Annotated in this window: 19 protein-coding genes; 7 read left to right on the top strand and 12 right to left on the bottom strand. The window is 71.5% G+C overall.

The genetic code is table 11. From position 1 onward, the window contains the following. Positions 1–113: 113 nt before the first annotated feature. The 3 genes from ABT295_RS07920 to ABT295_RS07910 form a co-directional block, all read right to left on the bottom strand. The gene (locus ABT295_RS07920; RefSeq protein WP_352393842.1) at positions 114–923 is read right to left on the bottom strand and encodes an LLM class flavin-dependent oxidoreductase; all 810 of its coding nucleotides are present in this window, start codon (positions 921–923) and stop codon (positions 114–116) included. Positions 924–1086: 163 nt separating this feature from the next. Further along, positions 1087–1878, bottom strand: coding sequence for an SRPBCC family protein (locus ABT295_RS07915; RefSeq protein WP_352393841.1), 792 nt, complete (start codon positions 1876–1878; stop codon positions 1087–1089). Continuing rightward, entirely contained in the window at positions 1875–2453 is a 579-nt protein-coding gene (locus ABT295_RS07910) for an ArsR/SmtB family transcription factor (RefSeq protein ID WP_352393840.1), read from the bottom strand. Before ABT295_RS07910 ends, ABT295_RS07915 begins: the two co-directional genes overlap by 4 nt. A gap of 143 nt (positions 2454–2596) precedes the next feature. Between ABT295_RS07910 and ABT295_RS07905 the strand changes: the two genes are divergently transcribed. Both ABT295_RS07905 and ABT295_RS07900 read left to right on the top strand, forming a co-directional pair. Continuing rightward, positions 2597–3028: a hypothetical protein gene (locus ABT295_RS07905; RefSeq protein WP_352393839.1), complete on the top strand. Its 432-nt coding sequence runs from the start codon at positions 2597–2599 to the stop codon at positions 3026–3028. Further along, complete coding sequence (locus tag ABT295_RS07900) at positions 3028–3171, top strand: hypothetical protein (RefSeq protein ID WP_352393838.1); 144 nt, start codon at positions 3028–3030, stop codon at positions 3169–3171. The genes ABT295_RS07905 and ABT295_RS07900 overlap by 1 nt, the downstream gene beginning before the upstream one ends. A gap of 61 nt (positions 3172–3232) precedes the next feature. Here ABT295_RS07900 and ABT295_RS07895 read toward each other — a convergent pair whose 3' ends face one another. From ABT295_RS07895 to ABT295_RS07885, 3 genes are all read right to left on the bottom strand, one after another. Next, the gene (locus ABT295_RS07895; protein ID WP_352393837.1) at positions 3233–4669 is read right to left on the bottom strand and encodes a glycoside hydrolase family 3 N-terminal domain-containing protein; all 1437 of its coding nucleotides are present in this window, start codon (positions 4667–4669) and stop codon (positions 3233–3235) included. Between the two features lie 512 nt (positions 4670–5181). After that, on the bottom strand, positions 5182–5967 hold the full coding sequence (locus ABT295_RS07890) for a PDC sensor domain-containing protein (protein ID WP_352393836.1): 786 nt from the start codon (positions 5965–5967) through the stop codon (positions 5182–5184). Continuing rightward, on the bottom strand, positions 5964–6713 hold the full coding sequence (locus tag ABT295_RS07885) for a FadR/GntR family transcriptional regulator (protein WP_352393835.1): 750 nt from the start codon (positions 6711–6713) through the stop codon (positions 5964–5966). Before ABT295_RS07885 ends, ABT295_RS07890 begins: the two co-directional genes overlap by 4 nt. Positions 6714–6813: 100 nt before the next feature. On the opposite strand from ABT295_RS07885, the gene ABT295_RS07880 reads away from it, so the two are divergent. From ABT295_RS07880 to ABT295_RS07865, 4 genes are all read left to right on the top strand, one after another. Beyond that, positions 6814–7896 (top strand): ABC transporter ATP-binding protein, encoded by a 1083-nt coding sequence (locus ABT295_RS07880; protein WP_352393834.1) that lies wholly within the window; start codon positions 6814–6816, stop codon positions 7894–7896. 38 nt (positions 7897–7934) lie between these two features. Next, positions 7935–9158, top strand: coding sequence for an ABC transporter substrate-binding protein (locus tag ABT295_RS07875; protein ID WP_352393833.1), 1224 nt, complete (start codon positions 7935–7937; stop codon positions 9156–9158). 87 nt (positions 9159–9245) lie between these two features. Next, positions 9246–10058 (top strand): ABC transporter permease, encoded by an 813-nt coding sequence (locus ABT295_RS07870; protein ID WP_352393832.1) that lies wholly within the window; start codon positions 9246–9248, stop codon positions 10056–10058. Positions 10059–10068: 10 nt separating this feature from the next. Beyond that, positions 10069–10887 (top strand): ABC transporter permease, encoded by an 819-nt coding sequence (locus ABT295_RS07865; RefSeq protein WP_352393831.1) that lies wholly within the window; start codon positions 10069–10071, stop codon positions 10885–10887. 146 nt (positions 10888–11033) lie between these two features. On the opposite strand, the gene ABT295_RS07860 is transcribed toward ABT295_RS07865, so the two are convergent. Next, the gene (locus ABT295_RS07860; RefSeq protein ID WP_352393830.1) at positions 11034–11873 is read right to left on the bottom strand and encodes a class I SAM-dependent methyltransferase; all 840 of its coding nucleotides are present in this window, start codon (positions 11871–11873) and stop codon (positions 11034–11036) included. 180 nt (positions 11874–12053) lie between these two features. Between ABT295_RS07860 and ABT295_RS07855 the strand changes: the two genes are divergently transcribed. Further along, entirely contained in the window at positions 12054–12734 is a 681-nt protein-coding gene (locus ABT295_RS07855; RefSeq protein WP_352393829.1) for a winged helix-turn-helix transcriptional regulator, read from the top strand. A gap of 95 nt (positions 12735–12829) precedes the next feature. On the opposite strand, the gene ABT295_RS07850 is transcribed toward ABT295_RS07855, so the two are convergent. The 5 genes from ABT295_RS07850 to ABT295_RS07830 all read right to left on the bottom strand — a co-directional run bounded on the left by ABT295_RS07850 (position 12830) and on the right by ABT295_RS07830 (position 19054). After that, positions 12830–13897 carry an ABC transporter ATP-binding protein gene (locus ABT295_RS07850; protein WP_352393828.1) on the bottom strand — a complete coding sequence of 356 codons (1068 nt, stop codon included), beginning with the start codon at positions 13895–13897 and terminating at the stop codon, positions 12830–12832. A gap of 67 nt (positions 13898–13964) precedes the next feature. Continuing rightward, entirely contained in the window at positions 13965–15095 is a 1131-nt protein-coding gene (locus ABT295_RS07845) for an ABC transporter ATP-binding protein (RefSeq protein ID WP_352393827.1), read from the bottom strand. After that, on the bottom strand, positions 15092–16105 hold the full coding sequence (locus ABT295_RS07840; protein ID WP_345507407.1) for an ABC transporter permease: 1014 nt from the start codon (positions 16103–16105) through the stop codon (positions 15092–15094). Before ABT295_RS07840 ends, ABT295_RS07845 begins: the two co-directional genes overlap by 4 nt. A 133-nt stretch (positions 16106–16238) precedes the next feature. Next, on the bottom strand, positions 16239–18017 hold the full coding sequence (locus ABT295_RS07835; protein ID WP_352393826.1) for an ABC transporter substrate-binding protein: 1779 nt from the start codon (positions 18015–18017) through the stop codon (positions 16239–16241). A gap of 44 nt (positions 18018–18061) precedes the next feature. Continuing rightward, a complete protein-coding gene (locus ABT295_RS07830; protein ID WP_352393825.1) occupies positions 18062–19054 on the bottom strand; it encodes an ABC transporter permease in 993 nt (330 codons plus the stop codon). Positions 19055–19069 lie beyond the last annotated feature (15 nt).

The raw sequence follows: 19069 nt of genomic DNA, 5'->3' as shown, positions 1-19069 counted from the left end.
GTTCTCGCCGATCGCCGCGGGCACGGTGCCCGGGCGCGACGCCCCAGAGCAATCTACCCACCACCCGCTGCAGCCGTAACGCTCGGTGGCGCAGGGAACTCGGGGCCGCACGGTCACAGGCCGGCCAGCCGGGCCACCACCGGCGCGAGGGTGTCGGCCGCGCCGGAACCGACGACGAAGTAGGTGTAGCCGATCTCCTCCCGCCGCCGGAGGACCTCCTCCGTCGCGGCGGCGGGGTCGTCAGGCAGCACGGCCAGCGAGTCGGCCGCCCGCAGGGCTGCCGGGTCGGTCTCGCGGGCGGAGGCCATGAACGGCGCGACCGTGTCGCCGACGACCGGCACGTGCAGCGCGAGCTCGACGTCCCGTGCGGCCCCCAGCTCGCGGGCCAGGCTCGAGATCGTGTCGCGGGTGTCGAGCGTCGTCGCCGCGATCGTGACGGTGTCGGCGACCTCGAGGGCGAGCGCGCGTGCCTTCGGTCCGCGCACCGCCATGACCACCGGGGTGTGGCGGTCGGCCCCGTCGAGGTCGCGGAGCGCGGCGACCGTCTCGCGCACGCGGGTGAGCCGGTCGGCCGGTGACACGCCGGGCATGCCGAGCGCCCGCAGCTCGTCGTCGATGCCGGGACGCCCGGTGCCGATGCCCAGCTCGAAGCGGTCCTCGGTGAGCACCGACAGCGAGTGCGCCTCCCACGCGGTGCTCCAGGCCGGGCGCAGCGGGGCGGCGTGGACCCATGAGCCGACACGCATCGTCGTCAGGGCCGCCGCCGTCGCGAGCACCGGCGCAGGCGCCGGCTGCCAGTGCGGCACGTCGGGCATCAGCAGGGTCGAGAACCCTTGGTCGGCAAGCCGCTTCACCTGGTCGCGCCACGTTGGCACATCGGTGAGCAGCGGGGCGACGACCCCGAAGCGAAGGGGGTGGGTCATGGCGGGCTCCGTCCGGACGAGGCGTCGGCGGCAACCGACGGTGCGGCCTCTCATGGTGACCACGAACAGGACGACCCGCATACGACACTGACCGGGATGTGGCTCGCCTCGGCCTCTGGTCGGGCGCCCCGGCGCTCGCTCGGGACCCGGACGGACCCGCGCCTCAGGCCGGGACGGAGATCGACTGCAGCCAGGACGTCCAGGCCGGTTGCTCGCGCCGCGCGTGGGACGCGGCGTCGGGGGAGAAGAGGTACGCACGCACGCCCGCGGTGGCCTTGCCGTCGCCCTCGTCCCACACGTAGACGCTGATCATCCCGGGCACGGGCTCGGTGAGCCGGACGAGCGCCTGCCGCTCGCCGACGCGCTCGACGGTGCCGGTGGCGCCGCGAAGGTCGGCGGTGGTGCCCTCGTCGCCCAGCCCGAGCGCCCGGCGCACGCCCGACCAGAGGGCGTCGGCGTCGCCGGTGTGCGACGCCGAGGCCTCGAAGTGCGTGGCCTCCTGCCCGGGGAAGTGCGAGAGGTAGAGGCGCAGGTTGTCGAAGAACGGCATCCAGCCGGGAGCCATGGTGTCCCAGAACTCCGACTCCCAGTCCTCGCCCCGCCCGAAGCCGCTGCTCGTGACGCGGACGACGCACGTGCCCCCGGACTGCGCCTCGACGACGAACTCCGAGGTCAGGGGGCTCAGGGCGTCCGGTTCCTTGCCCATCAGGGCGGCCCAGTCCTCCTCGTAGACGAGGCGACGCGGCGGCTCCCAGGCGGTGACCTCGCCGTCCGAGCCCATCTCGGCGCCCATGGTGAAGTGCAGGGAGCCGCCCTCGCGCTCCTCCATCTCGGTCGGCGTGAACCAGGCGCTCATGCCCTTGGCCGTCGCGATGGCCTGCCAGACCTGCTCCGGCGTGCCGGGAACCTCGACGCTGAACTCGAGCCGGTAGGGGACGTTCGGGGTGGTGCTCATGGCTGCTCCTCCGGGACGGGGTGGGCGGCGACGAGGAGCCGGTGCGGGCGCCCGTCGTCGTGGTGGTAGCGCGCGGCCAGGTCGAGCACCGCGGCAGTGAGGTCGTCGGCGAAGGCCGCCCGGTCGGCGGCCGACCGGAAGCCGATCTCGGTGTCGATCGTCAGCGTGGGCAGGCGCGTGCCGGACGCGCCGGCCCGCCTGGCCAGGGCGCCGACCTCGCGCACGAGCCGACCGGCCAGGGCGACGAGGTAGCCCGCCGACCGGTGGTCGTCGGTGGCGGACGGGTCGGCCCCCGCCGCGCTGACCGCCGCGGGCGAGACGACGTATGCCGTCGCCGACGCCCGCAGCAGCCGCTCGGTGATGCCGCCGTGCCGTCGCTCCTCCGACAGCTCGACGAGGCCGTGGGCCTCGAGCGTCTTGAGGTGGTAGTTGACCTTCTGGCGGGTGATGCCCACCCGCGCGGCGAGCCCGGCGGCGGAGGCGGGCTCGGCGAGCTCGGCGAGCAGCCGGGCCCGGACCGGGTCCAGAGCAGCTGCAGCGGCCTCGGTGCTCTCGATGACCTCGACGTCCTGCATGCCGTCAGCGTGCTCTTGACAACGAATCTTGTCAAGGGTCTCGCGTGGTGGCTCGCCACCACGGGGTCGGCCGGAAGGTGGCTGCGCAGAGCACGCACCGAGTTGCAGGGCTGCCCGTCACCGGTCCTGCGTAGGCTGCCGGCATGCCGGACGCCGCGATGATCCCGACCTGGGTGGGTGTCGTGGTCGCGGTCGGCACCCCGGTGCTCACGTTCTGCGGCGTGCTGCTGGCCAACTGGCTCTCCCGGCAGACCGCCCACGAGACGGAGACGCGCTCGAGGCGCGAGGAGACAATGCGCAACCTGCGCTGGGCGGCCGAGCTCGCCGTCAGCGACGACCCCCGGTCGGCGCTGCTCGGGCTCACGCAGCTCCAGGCGCTCGACGAGGCCGAGATGCTCGACGCCGAGCAGAAGGTCTTCGTCACGGCGGCGCTGGGCGCCGTCGTCGCCGAGCCGCTGAGCACGATCGCGGCCGCGGAGGAGGCGGGCCAGGAGGTGGTCGTCGAGGTCTCGGACCCGGCCACGCCGGCCGACCCCGGCGTAGCATGGGGGCAGGACGACGGCGAGGAGCTCTAATGGCGACCAAGGTGACCGTGACCGCGGCGCAGCGCACCGCCGCGAGGCTGCTCGTCCAGCGCAGCCTCAAGGCCGGACGCGCCGTCTCGTCCTCACTGCGCAAGATCGCCGAGGCGGAGCCCGCGGCGACGCGGCTGCACTAGGCGAGCCTGCGCCAGGAGCGCTTTGCTGCGCGAGCCCGCGTGGAGGGCCGCCGCCACCGGCTCACAGCTGCGTGTTGAGGTAGCGCTGCAGCTGGGCGACGGTGCGGGCGTTCCAGCCCGTTGCGCCGTCGCGGCTGATGCCGAGGTAGCTCTGCAGCGCGGCCACCGTGCGGGCCCCGAAGACGCCGTCGACGGTCGTCGAGAGGCGGTACTGCAGCACGCGCACCGTCTGGGTGTCGAACGCACCAGCGGTCGGCAGGTTGAGCCACCGGCGCAGCGAGGCGGTCGTCAGCGGCCCGAAGTAGCCCGTGATCGGCAGGCGTGGCGCGAGCAGGCCGAGCTCGGCCTTGACGGTCAGCACGCGCAGCACGGCTGTCTTGACCTTCGCCCGGAACGTCGCGTCGGAGGCGGCGCGCGCGGACACGGCGCTCACCATGGCCGGCACGACGGTCGGCGTCACGGTGAGCAGCATGTCGCCGCCGGCCGAGAAGAAGTCGACGGCCCGCGCGGCCGGTGTCCAGTTGTGCACCTGGTAGGCGTTGCCGAGGTCGTCGCTCATGACGATGCCGGTGAAGCGGAGATCGGTGCGCACCATGCCGCCGATCACGGTGGGGGAGAAGACCGCCGGTCGTGCGGCATCGATCTTGCGGTAGTAGGCCGACGAGAGCATGAGCACGCGGGCGCCGGCTGCGACGGCCGCCTTGAACGGCGTGACGTCGGCCGACGTCCGCGTCGTCACGGTGTCGGTGACGCCGGCCGTGACGTCGGTGTTGCCGGTCACCCGACCGAGCCCCGGGAAGTGCTTGGCCGTCATCGCCAACCCCGAGGCGCGCATCGCCGACAGGAAGGTCGTGCCCTTGTCGGCGACGACGGAGGTGGTGTAGCCGTACTCGCGCTGGTAGCGCCCGATCGGCTGGTTCGACGAGGCGAAGGTCTTGGACACCGTGTCCATGACCGGCGCGAGGTCGACGTCGGTGCCCGAGCGCATGACCTGGCGGCCCCAGAGGCCGGCGTTCGTGCTCAGCGTCGCGTCGGACCACGTGCCCTGGGTCAGCGCCGTCGGCATCCGTGAGAAGCCGGTACCTTGCAGCACCTGCACGTAGCCGCCCTCCTGGTCGGCCGCGACGAGCAGCGGCACGTCACCGGTGGCGGCGCTCGTGGCGAGCGTGCCGGCCCGGCTCGTGACGACCCGCACCGGCGCGGCTCCCGAGGTGGCGCGACCGGTGAGCACGACGTTGCCCACGTGGTAGCGCGTGATTATCGACTCCGTCGTCGCGCCGAGCCCCGTCGCGGGGCCCCCGACCATGAAGAGCTGGCCGATGCGTTGCGCCGTCGTCAGGCGGTCGTATGCCGACTGGGCCGCCTGCGCGGGCGTCTGCACCGCTGCCGCGGCTGGGGAGGCGGGGGAGGCGGTGGCGGTCGTCGCCGGTGCCAGCACCGGGACCGCCGTGAGGGCCGCGAGGCCGGCCGTGAGCGAGAGGGTTCGTCGTGCGCGCATGGGTGCAGGTCCTTGTCCTGGTGGTCCCAGTGGGTGGCAGCGACGCACGGCCAGTCTAGGCGTCAAGGGAGCACGTCGGTGGGTCGGTCGATGGTGCGCCGCGAGGAGTGCTGCACCGGCGTCCGGGTGCGGTTCGTGCGGGTTGTCCGCCGACTTCTGCATTTGCCGGATACATCCCGGTCGCCGGCGATATCGTCATCGCGACGGGACGACGTGCTCGCACGACGTCCTCGCATCGAGGGCATGGAGACTCGGCATCAACCCGCCTCCGGGAAGTCGCGGAGCTGATGTCGGGGCCGCGATGTGCAGGTGCTGCCGCGCCAGGGGGCTGGCCGGCAGCACCATCTCGCGCCGGCGCCTGCGCCGCCGCCGGAAACTTCTCCTGCCGGAGCTGTAACGCGGCCGGCGGTCGTGGCGATGGAGGGGTCAGAGGCGCCACTCGGACCCCCGAGCGAGTGGCGCCTCTCTCATGCCCGGGGTCGGTGGACGCCGGCGCCGGCGTCAGCGTGGTGTCAGCGCGGCGTCAGCACGAGGAAGGGCAGCGTGGCGCACCTGCCGGCCGTCCAGCGCGGGTGCGTGGCCGCCTCGCCCGCGAGCCACTGCTCCGTCGGCAGGTCGCGGATCAGGTCTCCCGTGACCCAGGTCGGGTCGGACGACGTCACGACCCGACCGGCGGCGTTGACGAGCACGCAGGTGCGCTCGAGGGCGCCCATGACCTCGAGGAGGTGCTCCTCGAACCAGGCGACGAGCACGTCGACGCCCACCACCCCGGAGAAGCGCCCGTCCACGACGAGGGGCGCGGTGAAGGTCAGCGTGTACTGGTCGGTGCAGAGGTAGTCGACGTACGGGCCGGTCACCTGCGGCTCACCGGACGCAAGAACCTTTGCGTACCAAGGCAGCTCGGTGTAGTCGCGGAATCCGACGGCGCGCGGGTCGGTCTCCGCGGCGAGCTTGGTCACGGTGGTGCCACCCGCCCGGGTCTCGACCGTCCACCACTCGAGCCAGTAGGGGGCGTCGGCGAGCACGCCGGGTGCGAAGACCGCGCCCGCTCCGGCGACGGCCGTGCGCGAATCGCTGAGCAGGGCGCTGCACCGGTCCTCGATGGCGAGGTCCGCGCGGCGCGGTGCGGGGGCCGCGAGGGTCTGCTGGAGTGCCGAGCCCAGCGCGCCCAGCTGCTCGAAGACCCAGCGCCCGAAGTCCGACACCCACTGCGCCACGTCCTCCGCGCTCGTCGGAGCGGCGGTCGGGCCGGGGGAGGATGGGATGCCGGCCGATGCGGCGGTCGCGGCTCTGGTCACGGTGTCCTCCTCGATCGGGTGACGCGGTGCAGGGCCTTGACCGCGTCGAAGAGCTGACGCACATGATCCTCCGCGCGGTCGCGGGCCGTGGCGGGATGGCCGCTCGCGATCGCCTCGACCACGGCGACGTGCGCGTGGTCCGCGGGCCGCACGTCGACGTCGGCGAGCCAGAGCACCGGGCCGATCTCGCGCTGCAGCGCCATCTCCTCGCGGGTCAGGCGCGCCGACTGGGCCACGGCCGCGAGCTCGAGGTGGAAGGTGCCCTCGTGGCGCGGCAGCGCCGTCGGGTCGTCGGTCGTGGGATGCGCCACCGCGAGCCGCCGCAGCCGCCGCACGTCGTCGGGATCGGCCCGCTCCGCCGCGAGGGCCGCGCAGTGACCGCTGATCGCGCAGTAGTGGTCCGCGAGGTCACGCAGCTCGCCGAGCCCGACGTGGGCGAGCCGGGCGAGCAGGGCCGCGCGGCCACCGTCGCGGGGCGCCTTGACGAAGGAGCCGCCGCCGCGCCCGCGGCGCGTGACGATGAGGTCGTCGTCGCGCAGCGTGCCGAGCGCCTCGCGCACGGTGACGGTGGCCACCCCGAAGCGGTCGGCGAGGTCGCTCTCCGGCGGCAGCATGCTCCCGTCCGGCAGCAGCCCGAGCGCGATCGCCTCGCCGAGGCGTCGGCGCACGGCGTCGGCGCGACCCGCCGTGGGCAGCGGTGCGAACACGGCGGCATACGGCCCCAACGGCATCACCCGATCCGCCACGTGGACTCCTCGCACCAGTTCCCGGATTCCTCTTGCGCGTAAACATATGGACCCATACGTTTTGCGTCCAGAGGAAACACCGAAACCCCGAGGAGTCCTCATGACCACGCAGGCGGTGTCCGCCACCCCGGCCATCCGGTTGGTCGGGCTGCGCAAGGAGTTCGCCGGCACGCCCCCGGTCGTGGCCGTCGATGACGTCGACCTCGACGTGCGCGCCGGCGAGTTCTTCTCGATGCTCGGGCCGTCGGGCTCCGGCAAGACGACGGTGCTGCGGATGATCGCCGGCTTCGAGGCGCCGACGAGCGGGAGCATCGAGCTCGCCGGTGCGGACGTGACCCGGCGCCAGCCGTACGAGCGCGACGTCAACACCGTCTTCCAGGACTACGCGCTCTTCCCGCACATGAGCGTGGCCGAGAACGTCGAGTACGGCCTCCTCGTCAAGCGCGTGCCCCGTGCCGAGCGCCGTTCGCGGGTGGCCGAGGCCCTCGAGCAGGTACGCCTGGGCGACCACGGCGCCCGACGCCCGGCCCAGCTCTCGGGTGGCCAGCGCCAGCGGGTCGCGCTCGCCCGCGCGCTCGTCAACCGGCCCACAGTGCTGCTGCTCGACGAGCCGCTCGGCGCGCTCGACCTCAAGCTGCGCGAGCAGATGCAGGTCGAGCTCAAGGGCATCCAGCGCGACGTCGGCATCACCTTCCTCTTCGTCACGCACGACCAGGAGGAGGCCCTGACCCTCTCCGACCGGATCGCGGTCTTCAACGCCGGGCGCATCGAGCAGGTCGGCACCGCGCACGAGGTCTACGAGAGCCCCGCGTCGGCGTTCGTCGCCGGCTTCGTCGGCACGTCGAACCTGCTGACCGGCGACGTCGCCCGCGACGTGGTGCGCCGCGACGGCTCCTTCGCCATCCGCCCCGAGAAGCTCACCGTGGTCGCGGCCGGCGCGCCCGCCGCCGACGGGCTCCTCGGCGCCGAGGGCGTGCTCGAGGAGGTCGTCTACAGCGGGCCCGTGACGCGCTATGTCGTCGCCCTCGACGCCGGCGCCCGGCTCACGGCGCTCGAGCAGAACGGTGGCGCACGCTCCGGCGCCTCGAGCTTGCGGCGCGGCGACCGTGTCGCGCTCCACTGGCACCCCGACCACGTCATCGACGTGCCCGGTGCTCGCGCCACCGCACCGGTGGCCCACTGACCATGACCCCAGTTCCCAACCACAGCAAGGAGATCGGCGTGCGCACGTCAAAGAAGTCCCGGTTCACGACCGTCGGGACCGTCGCGGCCGTTGCCGTGCTCGCCCTGGCGGGATGCGGCAGCTCGACCCCGAGCTCGCCCGGTGGCAGTGGCGCCCCGGGCGGCATGCAGGTGCCCGACCTCAAGGCGCTCGACAAGCTCGGCACCCCGGAGGGCCAGGTCAACGTCCTTGCGTGGCCGGGCTACGTCGAGGACGGCAGCAACGACCCCAAGGTCGACTGGGTCACCGACTTCGAGAAGTCGTCGGGGTGCACCGTCAACGTCAAGACCTTCGGCACCTCGGACGAGGCCGTGCAGCTCATGCGCACCGGCCAGTACGACGTCGTGTCGGCCTCGGGCGACGCGACCCTGCGCCTCATCGCCGCAGGTGACGTCGAGCCGGTCAACACCTCCCTCGTCCCCAACTACGCCGACATCTTCGACGCGCTGAAGATGAAGCCGTGGAACTCGGTCAACGGGGTGGCCTACGGCATCCCGCACGGCCGCGGCGCGAACCTGCTGATGTACCGCACCGACCTCGTCAAGCCCGCCCCCGACTCGTGGTCGGCCGTCTTCGACCAGGTCGGCGCGCAGAAGGGCAAGGTGACTGCCTACGACTCGCCGATCTACATCGCCGACGCCGCGCTCTACCTCATGTCGACCAAGCCCGACCTCGGCATCAAGGACCCCTACGCCCTCGACGAGAAGCAGCTGGCCGCCGCCGTCGACCTGCTCAAGGCGCAGAAGGCGAACGTCAACGAGTACTGGTCGGACTACCTCAAGGAGGTGCAGGCCTTCAAGAACGGCTCGACGACGATCGGCACGACGTGGCAGGTCATCGCCAACGTCGCCCAGGGCGAGAAGGCCCCGGTCGAGGCGGTGTTGCCCAAGGAGGGCGCGACCGGCTGGTCCGACACGTGGATGGTGGGGGCGAAGTCGAAGAACAAGACGTGCTCCTACGAGTTCATCGACCACATCGTCTCGCCCAAGGCGAACGCCGCGATCGCCGAGTACTTCGGCGAGGCGCCGGCGAACAAGAAGGCCTGCGCCGAGACGGCCGACCCCAACCACTGCAAGGTCTTCCACGCCGAGGACGAGGAGTACTTCTCCAAGGTGCGCTACTGGAACACGCCCATCAGCGCGTGCCTCGACGGACGCACCGACGTCAAGTGCACCGACTACGCGACGTGGACCAAGGCCTGGACCGAGATCCGCAACAGCTGAGCCGACCCCGGGGCCGGGCGGACCGCCCGGCCCCGGGTCCCACGGCATACCTGATCGTTGCGCTGCAAGGGAATTCGAGGTCTGACCATGAGGAACCGCAGAGGTCTTGCGCTCCTGCTCGCACCACCGATGCTCTGGCTCGTCGTCGCCTACCTCGGCGCGCTCGCCGTCATCTTCGCCACGGCGTTCTGGACGACCGACCCGTTCACCAACCTCGTCGTGCGCACGTTCACGCTCGAGAACTTCCGCGAGCTCGTCACCCCGACCTACCTCGGCATCATCGGTCGCACGCTGCTCATCGCCGTGCTCGTCACGGTCCTGTGCATGGTCGTGGCCGTGCCGTTCGCCTTCTTCATGGCGCGCGTCGCACCCCGACGGCTGCGCGGCCTGTTGCTCGCGGCGGTCCTCGTGCCGCTCTGGGCCAGCTACCTCGTCAAGGCCTACGCCTGGCGCACCATGCTCCAGCCCGGGGGAGTGCTCGAGAGCACCTTCGGCGCGATCCCCGGCTACGGCCTCGGCGCCGTCGTGCTCACCCTGACCTACCTCTGGCTGCCCTACATGGTGCTGCCGGTCTACGCCGCGTTCGAGCGCCTCCCCGAGAGCCACCTCGAGGCGAGCGCCGACCTCGGTGGCCGACCGTTCACGACGTTCCGCCGGGTGGTGCTCCCGGCGCTGCTGCCCGCGGTCGCGGCCGGCTCGGTGTTCACCTTCTCGCTGTCGCTCGGTGACTACATCGCGGTGCAGATCGTCGGCGGCAAGCTGCAGGTGCTCGGCACCACCGTGCTGCAGAACATCACCCTCGACCTGCCCTTCGCGGCGGCCCTCGGCACGGCGTCGGTCGTCGTCATGGTCCTCTACCTGCTCGCCGTGCGCCGCACGGGCGCGCTCGACAACCTGTGAGGGGCGCTCGATGAGACTCGGACGCGCGGCCCGGCTGGGCCTCACCGCACTCGCCACCGTCGTGCTGGCCTTCGTCTACGTGCCGCTCGTCGTCGTGGCGGTCAACAGCTTCAACAGCGACCGCACCTTCGGCTGGCCGCCGCCCGGCTTCACGACGCAGTGGTGGCGGGCAGCCCTGCAGGCGCAGGGCCCCCGCGATGCGCTGCTGACCTCGGTGCAGGCCGCGCTCGGCGCCACCGCGATCGCGCTCGTGCTCGGCACGCTCCTCGCGCTGGCCCTGGCGCGCTTCGACTTCTTCGGCAAGCACGCGATCTCGATCCTCGTCGTGCTGCCCATCGCGCTGCCCGGCATCGTCACCGGCATCGCCCTGCAGTCGGTGATCCAGAACGTCCTCGGCCCCGTCTTCGGCATCGGCGCCGGGCTCTTCACGATCATCGTCGGCCACGCGACCTTCTGCATCGTCATCGTCTTCAACAACGTGACGGCGCGACTGCGCCGCCTCGGTGGCTCGTTGGAGCAGGCCTCGGCCGACCTCGGCGCGCGACCGCTGACGACCTTCCGCCGCGTCACCTTCCCGCTCCTGCGCTCGAGCCTGCTCGCCGGCGCGCTCCTCGCCTTCGGCCTCAGCTTCGACGAGATCGTCGTGACGACGTTCACGGCCGGGCCCGAGAGCCAGACGCTGCCGATCTGGATCTTCAACAACCTCTTCCGGCCCAACCAGGCCCCGGTCGTCAACGTCGTCGCCGTCGTGCTCGTCGCCCTCTCGATCGTGCCCGTGTGGCTGGCCCAGCGTCTCGGCGGCGCGGACGCCGCCGAGAGCCGCCTCTAGACGCGCCGCGGCCGCGGCTGCGCGCGCCGAGGGCAGCCGCACACCGTCTCCAGCGTGCGGCTGCCCTCAACCTGCCCCCAGCCTGCCCTCAACCTGCCCGCGTCCAGCAGTCACGGCGGCCCGGCCCTCCTGCGGCCGTCACGTCCTCACGAACCGCTGCGGCGCGCCGTCACGAGGAGGTACTCCCACCCCATGCGCCCGTCGGCGTCCATGTGGTCACGCGCGAGGTCGGCGAGCGCGACGTCGAGCGCAGCGACCTTCTCGGGGTCGTCGGCGATGCCCCGGTAGGTGACGATCGTCGGGCCGTACGTCCGCTTGAAGAAGTCGCGGAACTCCTCCGGTCGCGTGAACCGCACCGGCCACGAACGCTTCTCGGCCCGCAGGTCCTCCACCCGGTCGGCGAGCAGCTCGCGCACGTGGGCCTCGTCGCCCCAGAGCGGCGGCGGCTGCGCCCCGGGGGGCGGCGCGGCGGCATACGGCCTCATGGCGGCGAACATCTGCCCGATGAAGCCCTGCGGCGTCCAGCTGACGAGTCCGATCGTCGCGCCCGGCCGCGCGACGCGGACGAGCTCGTCGGCGGCGGCGCGGTGGTGCGGGGCGAACATGACACCCACGCACGAGACGACGACGTCGAAGCTCGCGTCGCCGAAGGGCAGCGCCTCGGCGTCGGCCCGCTCCCAGTCGAGGGCGAGCCCGGCCTCCTCGGCGAGGCGGCGACCCGCGTCGAGCAGCTCGGGAGCGAGGTCGCTCGCGGTGACGCGGGCTCCGGCCCGCGCGGCGGGCAGGGCGGCGTTGCCGGTGCCGGCGGCGACGTCGAGCACCTGCTGCCCCGGACGCACCCCGCAGGCGTCGACGAGCACGGCGCCCAGCCCGGGGATGACCTCGCGGGCGACGGCGGCGTAGTCCCCGAGCGCCCACATGGCGGCGTGGCGGGCCTTGAGCGCCGCGTCGGCGACGGCGTCCGGGGTGTCGGTGTGTGTGGTCATGCGTTCCCTCCATCGGTGACGGGCCGGTGCGGCCCCGGCGGCCCCCTGCCGCCCACGACCAGCGTCCGCCGTCGTCCGGTCCCCCTCCAGTACACGAAGTGAACTGACGCGGCCGGGGTCGGCGGCCCATACTCGGAAGGTGGGCCCGGAGCCCAGCCGCGTGAGGCCACGGAGGTGGAGATGCCCCGACACGACCCGGGAGCAGGCCAGTACTGCCCGATCTCCCGCACCCTCGACGTCGTGGGGGAGCGTTGGTCGCTGCTCATCCTGCGCGACATGATGACGGGCACGACCCGGTTCAACGACCTCGCGCGCGGCCTGCCGGGCCTCTCCCGGACGCTGCTGACCAAGCGGTTGCGCCACCTCGAGCGCGCGGGCGTCGTCGCGCGCTCGGTCAACGGCTACGAGCTGACGCCCGCCGGCCAGGCCCTCGAGCCCGTCGTCTTCGGCCTCGCGCAGTGGGGCGCCGACTGGGTCTTCGGCGACCCGCAGCCCGACGAGCTCGACGCGCAGCTGCTCGTGTGGTGGATGCACGCCCGCGTCGACACCTCGGTGCTGCCCGGCGACCGGCACGTGCTGCACGTGCGCTTCAGCGACGACCTGCGCCGCTTCTGGATCCTCGTCGAGCACGGCACGCCGTCGGTCTGCATGGCCGACCCCGGGTTCCCCGTCGACCTGACGATCAGCAGCGACGTCGCGAGCCTGTATGCCGTGTGGCTCGGTCGGCTGTCGCTGCCCGTCGCGCTGCGGTCGGGTCGCGTGCAGGTCGAGGGGCCGAGCGCCGTGACCCGGCGTCTCGACCGGCTGCTCCGCCTCAGCCCCGTCGCCCCCTTCGTCGCGACAGCCGCCTCCACGGGCTAGCCCCCGCCCCCGCAACACACCGAGAAAGGCGCAACCCACCGGGAACGGATCCCGGTGGGTTGTGCGCTTCTCGGTGTGTTGCCGGACGGGGGGCGTCAGGCCTCGGCGGCCGGGGTGGTGTCTGCGGTCGCCGGGGCGGTCGGCTCGGCGTTCTCGGGGAAGTGGCAGGCGACCTGGTGCAGCGGCGCGAGCTGCACGAGCGGCGGCTCCTGCGTCTTGCAGATCTCCTGGGCCTTCCAGCACCGGGTGTGGAACCGGCAGGCCGGCGGCGGGTTGACCGGGCTCGGCACGTCGCCCTCGAGGCGGATCCGCTCGCGCTTCGTGCGCCGCTGCGTGTCGGGGATCGGCACGGCCGACAGGAGCGCCGTCGTGTACGGGTGCATGGGCCGGGTGTAGAGCTCGTCGCGGTCGGCGATCTCGACGAGCTTGCCGAGGTACATCACGGCCACGCGGTCGGACATGTGGCGCACGACCGAGAGGTCGTGCGCGATGACGACGTAGGTGAGGCCGAGCTCGTCCTGGAGGTCCTCGAGGAGGTTGATGACCTGCGCCTGGATCGAGACGTCGAGGGCCGACACCGGCTCGTCGGCGATGATGAGCTTGGGCTTGAGGGCGAGCGACCGCGCGATGCCGATGCGCTGGCGCTGCCCGCCCGAGAACTCGTGCGGGTAGCGGTTGTAGTGCTCCGGGCTCAGCCCGACGAGGGCGAGGAGGTCCTGCACCTCCCGCTTGATGCCGTGCTCCGTGTCGATGCCCTGCAGGTGGTACGGCGCCCCGACGATGGTGCCGACGGTGTGGCGCGGGTTGAGCGAGCCGTAGGGGTCCTGGAAGATCATCTGCACGTCACGGCGCAGCGGGCGCAGCTTGCTGGTCGACCAGTGCGTGATGTCCTCGCCCTCGAGCAGGATCGTGCCACCGGTGGGCTCGAGCAGCCGCGTCAGCATCCGGCCCGTCGTCGTCTTGCCGCAGCCGGACTCGCCCACGAGGGAGAGGGTCTCGCCGCGAGCGACGTCGAAGGTCAGACCGTCGACGGCCTGGACGGCACCGACCTGGCGCTGGAGCAGCCCGCGCCGGATCGGGAAGTGCTTCGTCAGGTCGGTCACCTGCAGCAGGGACTCGCCCGCCTGCTTCGAGGCGGTCGGCTTGACGTGGGGGGTGGTCACGATGGGGCTCCTGTGCTGAGGTCGCGCGCGGCGCGGCCGGACGGGGCGTGGACGATCGGTGCCAGGTTCACAGCGTCGGCCTGATCTCGTTCTCCCAGATGGCGGTTCGCTCCTCGCGGCTCAGGTGGCACGCGGAGTAGTGGCCGGGGTGGGTCTCGGCGAACGGCGGGCGCACGGTCTGGCTCAGGCCGTCGGTGCGGTCGGCGTAGGCGCAGCGCGGGTGGAACGGGCAGCCCTCCGGCACGTTGATGAGGCTCGGCGGCGTGCCCTTGATCGGCCGGAGGCGCTCGGTGCGCACCCGGTCGAGGCGGGGCATCGAGCTGAGCAGGCCCCACGTGTACGGGTGCTGCGGACGCGTGAACACCTCGTCGGCGGTGGCGTACTCGACCGACCGGCCGGCATACATGACCATGATGTCGTCGGAGAGCTCGGCCACGACGCCGAGGTCGTGGGTGATGAGCACCACGGCGGAGTTGAACTCCGTCTGCAGGTCGCGGATGAGGTCGAGGATCTGCGCCTGCACGGTGACGTCGAGGGCCGTCGTCGGCTCGTCGGCGATGAGCAGGTCGGGGTCGCACGAGAGAGCCATGGCGATCATCGCGCGCTGGCGCATGCCGCCGGAGAACTGGTGCGGGTAGTCGTCGACGCGGCTCGCGGGCTGGGGGATGCCGACCCGTCCGAGCATGTCGATCGCGTGCTTCTTGGCGACCGAGGTGCTCACCTTGTTGTGGATCCTGTAGGCCTCGATGATCTGGTGGCCCACCGTGTAGAACGGGTGCATCGCCGATAGCGGGTCCTGGAAGATCATCGCCATCTGCTTGCCGCGCAGGGCCCGCACGTCGTCGGGCCGGGCGCCGACGAGCTCGGTGCCGTCGAGCCTGATCGAGCCGGTCATCCGGACGGTGCCGGGCTTGTGCAGCCCCATGATCGACATGCTCGTGACGCTCTTGCCCGAGCCGGACTCGCCGACGATGCCCAGCGTCTTGCCACGGGCGACGTCGAAGGAGAGCCCGTCGACCGACTTGACGACGCCGTCGTCGGTGGGGAAGTGGACGCGGAGGTCGCGCACCGAGAGGAACGCGTCGGGGCTCGGGGCGCCGACGCCCCCGATGCCGTCGAGCGTGTTGACGGCCGCCGCGGCGGTCCGGTCGGCGCGGCGGCCGGCCCGGGTGGTCTTCTCGTCGGTGGACTGGCTCATGAGGTACGCACCCTGGGGTCGACGACGGCGTAGAGGAGGTCCACGACGAGGTTGGCGAGAATGACGAAGACGGCGCCGAAGAGCGTGACGCCGAGGACCTTCGGCAGGTCGTTGTTGGTGATGGCCTGCACGGCGTAGAAGCCGATGCCCTGGAGCGAGAACGTCGTCTCCGTCAGCACGGCGCCGCCGAGCAGCAGGCCGAGGTCGAGCCCGAAGATCGTGAGGATCGGCGTGAGGGCCGAGCGCAGGCCGTGCTTGACGACGACGTCGCGCTCGCGCAGGCCCTTGGCGCGCGCGGTGCGGATGTAGTCCTCGTTCATCGTCTCGAGCATGCCCGCGCGGGTGAGGCGCGCGTAGGCGGCGGCGTAGAGGAACGCCAGCGTCACCCACGGCAGCAGCATGCGGTGGACGAGGTCGAGCGGGCTCGTCGCGTCGAGCGGGCTGGCGCCGCCGGCATACGTCCACTTGAGGCCGTAGCTGAAGATCGAGAGCGAGAGCAGGCCGGTGAAGAAGATGGGGAGGGAGACGCCGGCGAGGGCGACGCCCATGAAGCTCCGGTCGAGCAGGGTGCCGCGCTTGAGCGCCGAGATGACACCCGTGCCGACGCCGCCGATGAGCCAGAGCACGGCGGCGCCTGCGGCGAGGATCGCCGTGACGGGGAGCCGGTCGAGCAGGTCGGGCAGCACCGGGTTCTGCGTGATGAAGGAGTAGCCGAGGCACGGCGCCGGGCAGTGGTCGGTGCCCGCGCCGGTGTTGTAGTCGGCGCCGGCCACGATGCCCTTGACGAAGCGGCCGTACTGCACCCAGATCGGGTCGGTGAAGCCGAGGCGCACCGCGGTCTCGTGGATCTGCGCCTGGCCGGCGCTCTTGCCGACGTAGCGCGACGCGAGGTCGTCGGCGGTGGCGCCGCCGATGCGGGGGACGAGGAAGAAGATGGCGAAGACGACCGCGCTCACGATGGCGAGCAGCAGGACGGCGGCGATGAGCCGGCGGATCAGGTACGTCAGCACTGTGGTGGCCGGGCGGGCCGGGGAACGGTGGTGCCGTTCCCCGGGCAGCCTGCGCCTTCACCTACTTTCGGGGGAAGGGGGTCGGACCGGAGGGTCCGGCACCGGGCCCGTGGGCCCGGCGCCGGACCGTCGGTCACGGGTTGGTCTTGCCGGCGGCGGCGTAGTCGTAGTACGAGTAGCCGTCGTTGACGAAGAGGTTCGAGACGGTGTCGGGGCGGAACAGCAGTGCCTTGTTCCAGATGCCCGGGATCACCTGGGCGTTCTCCATGACGAGCTTGTCGATCTGGCCCCAGATGGCCTCACGCTTGGTCTTGTCGTTCTCCGACAGGGCCTGGTCCATGAGCTTGTCGACCTCGGGCAGCTTGATGCCGAGGTTGGTGTTGCCCGCGGGGCGGATGACGCGGCTGTCGACGATCTGCTGGAGGAAGCCGAAGCCGTCGGGCCAGTCGGCGCCCCAGCTCATCACCATGAGGCCGAGGTTGTTCGCCTTGGCGAAGTCCGGCTTGCCGGCGTAGAGCTTGAAGTAGTCACCGGCGGGGTAGGCCTTGAGCGAGAGCTTGATGCCGACCTTGGCGAGGGCCTGCTGCATCGACTCGGCAGCGGCCTTCTCCTTCGGGCGCTCGGGACGGTAGGAGATGTTGGTCTCGAAGCCGTTCGGCTGACCGCACTTGGCGAGGGCGGCCTTGGCGGCGTCGACGTCACCGGTCGGCTTGCTCTTCGCGTTGTACATGTCCATCTCGGCGAAGCCCGGGACGATGGGGGGCAGCAGGCCGGTCGCGATGTCGGCACCGACGTTGCCGCCGTAGGCGCGCTGGTAGCCCGTCTTGTCGTACGCGTAGATGACGGCCTTGCGGCACTCGATGTTGTCGAACGGTGCGACGTCGCTGTTGATCTGCGTGTAGCTCGTGCGCGCGCTCACGACGTTGTCGGTCTTCGCCTTGAGCGTCGGGTCGGCGAGGATCTTGCCCTGCGCCTGGGCCTGGACGCCGGTGCCGGCGAGGTCGATGTCGAGGTCGCCCGCGATGAGGCGGTTGTCGAGGTCGGCCGCGTTGACGCCGATCTCCACGGTGATGGTGTCGGGCAGCGCCTTGCGCCCGGTGTCGGGGTCGCTCGCAGCGTCGTACTGGTCGTTGCGGACCAGCTCGATGCGCTTGCCGGTCTGGTACTGCGAGAACTTGTACGGGCCGCTCGCGACGTACGTCTCCTTGTACTTCGTGCCGGTGTCCTTGGCCTGCGGCACGGGGGCCGTGGCGGGCAGCTGGGCGAAGTAGTCGAAGCCGGCGAAGGGCGTCTTCAGCTTGAAGACGATCGTCTTGTCGTCGGGCGTCTCGATCGACTTGAGGTTGTCGAGGTTCTTGTCCTTGTAGACCGAGTAGCCCTCGGGCACGTCGGCGAGGAAGTCGTTGAAGTACGTCGGGCCGTTCGGGAACGTGTTCTTGTCGAGCTGGCGCGCGACGCCGTACTTGACGTCCTTGCTCGTGATCGGCGTGCCGTCCTGGAACTTGATGCCGTCGCGGAGCGTGTAGGTCCACGTCTTGTTGTCGGCGCTCGGCTTGCCGAGACCCGTGGCGAGGTCACCGACGAGCTGGTTGCCCTCCTTGCCCGGGGCCGCCTTGAAGGCGACGAGGGTGCGCGCGTAGTTGCGCAGGAAGTCCCACGAGAGGCCGTAGTACGTGTCACCCGTGTCGACGGAGTCCCAGTCGCTCGAGATGCCGAACTTGAGGGTGCCACCCTTCTTGTCCGAGGGGCGCACGACGGCCTGCAGGGCCGCGTCCGCGGCCGGGGCCGCACCTGCGCCGCCGCCTCCGCCGCCGGTGTTCGACGTGCCCGGGGTCTGGCTGCCGGCACAGGCAGACAGTCCCAGGGCGAGGGCGGCCGCGGTCGCGACCACCATCACGCGTGTGTTCTTCATGAGTGGATGCGCTCCTTCGTGTTGCGGAAAGCGGGCTGCGGTGGTTACCGCGACCGCGGGTCGAGGGCGTCACGCAGGCCGTCCCCGAAGAGGTTGAAGGCCAGCACCGTCACGAAGATGGCGAGGCCGGGCCAGACCATGAACCAGGGGTCGATCTGGTACCACTGGGCGGCATCCGAGAGCATGCCGCCCCACGTCGCGCGGGGCGCCTGGACGCCGACGCCGAGGAACGAGAGACCGGCCTCGAAGAGGATGTTGGTCGGGATGAGCAGCGTCGCGTAGACGAGGATCGGCGCGATGAGGTTCGGCAGCAGCTCCTTGAGCAGGATGTAGGGCGTGCGCGCCCCCAGGCTGCGGGCCGCGTCGACGAACTCCCGCTCGCGCAGCGACAGCGTCTGCCCGCGGATGATGCGGCCGATGTAGGGCCAGTTGAAGAAGCCGATGATGAAGATGATCACCGCGATGCGGAGCGAGTCGCCCTTGAGCCCGAACGCCTCGTCCGGCACGACGCCGACGAGGGCGATGGCGAAGACGAGGAGCGGGAACGCGAGGAAGATGTCCATCGAGCGGCTGATGATCGTGTCGACGACGCCACCGAAGTAGCCGGCCACGACGCCGAGGATCGTGCCGATGACGACCGAGAGCAGCGTCGCGAGGAACGCGATGAGGAGCGAGATCTGCGAGCCGTAGATGATGCGGCTGAAGATGTCGCGACCGTTGACCGGCTCGACGCCGAAGAGGAAGTCCCACGACATGCCGCCGAAGGGCGCCGTCGGGATCTGCAGGTTGGCGTCGACCAGCTCCTGGTGGAACTCGTCCGGCGGGTGGCCAAGCAGCCCGACGATGAGGGGCGCGCACAGCGCCATGAGGATGAGCAGGAGGACGAAGACGCCGCCACCGAGCGCGACCTTGTCACGCTTGAGCCGCATCCAGGCGATCTGCCCGAGCGAGCGCCCCTCGATCTTCTTCTCGCCCCGCAGGACCGACTCCGGCTCGGCCGAGGTGGATCCTGGCTCGAGCTCGAGAGGAGTGCTCATGGATGCCGTCGCCTC

Origin of the sequence: Terrabacter sp. NPDC000476, assembly GCF_040300125.1 — a bacterium.
In the GTDB taxonomy this organism is placed as follows: Bacteria; Actinomycetota; Actinomycetes; order Actinomycetales; family Dermatophilaceae; genus Terrabacter.
The sequence above is the reverse complement of the archived record's forward strand: the minus strand, read 5'-3'. Positions and strand labels throughout refer to the sequence as shown.

What these genes read in the sequence shown, in the direction of transcription:
- ABT295_RS07920 (WP_352393842.1), bottom strand. Translation starts at nt 923, where the DNA reads ATGACCCACCCCCTTCGCTTCGGGGTCGTCGCCCCGCTGCTCACCGAT.
- ABT295_RS07915 (WP_352393841.1), bottom strand. Translation starts at nt 1,878, where the DNA reads ATGAGCACCACCCCGAACGTCCCCTACCGGCTCGAGTTCAGCGTCGAG.
- ABT295_RS07910 (WP_352393840.1), bottom strand. Translation starts at nt 2,453, where the DNA reads ATGCAGGACGTCGAGGTCATCGAGAGCACCGAGGCCGCTGCAGCTGCT.
- ABT295_RS07905 (WP_352393839.1), top strand. Translation starts at nt 2,597, where the DNA reads ATGCCGGACGCCGCGATGATCCCGACCTGGGTGGGTGTCGTGGTCGCG.
- ABT295_RS07900 (WP_352393838.1), top strand. Translation starts at nt 3,028, where the DNA reads ATGGCGACCAAGGTGACCGTGACCGCGGCGCAGCGCACCGCCGCGAGG.
- ABT295_RS07895 (WP_352393837.1), bottom strand. Translation starts at nt 4,669, where the DNA reads ATGCGCGCACGACGAACCCTCTCGCTCACGGCCGGCCTCGCGGCCCTC.
- ABT295_RS07880 (WP_352393834.1), top strand. Translation starts at nt 6,814, where the DNA reads ATGACCACGCAGGCGGTGTCCGCCACCCCGGCCATCCGGTTGGTCGGG.
- ABT295_RS07870 (WP_352393832.1), top strand. Translation starts at nt 9,246, where the DNA reads ATGAGGAACCGCAGAGGTCTTGCGCTCCTGCTCGCACCACCGATGCTC.
- ABT295_RS07865 (WP_352393831.1), top strand. Translation starts at nt 10,069, where the DNA reads ATGAGACTCGGACGCGCGGCCCGGCTGGGCCTCACCGCACTCGCCACC.
- ABT295_RS07860 (WP_352393830.1), bottom strand. Translation starts at nt 11,873, where the DNA reads ATGACCACACACACCGACACCCCGGACGCCGTCGCCGACGCGGCGCTC.
- ABT295_RS07855 (WP_352393829.1), top strand. Translation starts at nt 12,054, where the DNA reads ATGCCCCGACACGACCCGGGAGCAGGCCAGTACTGCCCGATCTCCCGC.
- ABT295_RS07845 (WP_352393827.1), bottom strand. Translation starts at nt 15,095, where the DNA reads ATGAGCCAGTCCACCGACGAGAAGACCACCCGGGCCGGCCGCCGCGCC.
- ABT295_RS07835 (WP_352393826.1), bottom strand. Translation starts at nt 18,017, where the DNA reads ATGAAGAACACACGCGTGATGGTGGTCGCGACCGCGGCCGCCCTCGCC.
- ABT295_RS07830 (WP_352393825.1), bottom strand. Translation starts at nt 19,054, where the DNA reads ATGAGCACTCCTCTCGAGCTCGAGCCAGGATCCACCTCGGCCGAGCCG.